At 62.1% G+C, this 319-nt stretch carries 1 protein-coding gene; it reads right to left on the reverse strand.

The features are described 5' to 3' along the window. The coding region (locus AB9K35_RS00490) for a transposase (protein WP_369923961.1) at positions 1 to 234 on the reverse strand (234 nt) is incomplete at its 3' end. Between the last annotated feature and the right edge of the window lie 85 nt (positions 235 to 319).

Here is a 319-nt window from a genome sequence, read left to right on the forward strand (position 1 = left end):
CGGTTCGTCCGGCTCCGCCGCTGGCAACACCAGCTTCCCCTGCTTCGCCAGCCGGCGCCAAGCCGACAGCTGGTTTGGTAAGACACCATACCGCGCCGCCACGCCATTCACAGTCGCGCCCGGTTCGAGCGTATCCGCCACTGCCTGGGCCTTGGCTTCATCCGGCCACCGCCGGTGACCCGACGCGTAGATCTCGACACCCAACGAAATTAGAAACGAATTTGTAGCGCACATTGCGAAACGCACTCCCCACTATGAGTTGTGCAATATCTCGCAGCACCGAATAGGCGCTACAACGTGGGGCCGGGACAGCGCTTAC

The sequence above is a fragment of the Leisingera sp. XS_AS12 genome (genome assembly GCF_041224635.1).
GTDB lineage: Bacteria > Pseudomonadota > Alphaproteobacteria > Rhodobacterales > Rhodobacteraceae > Leisingera.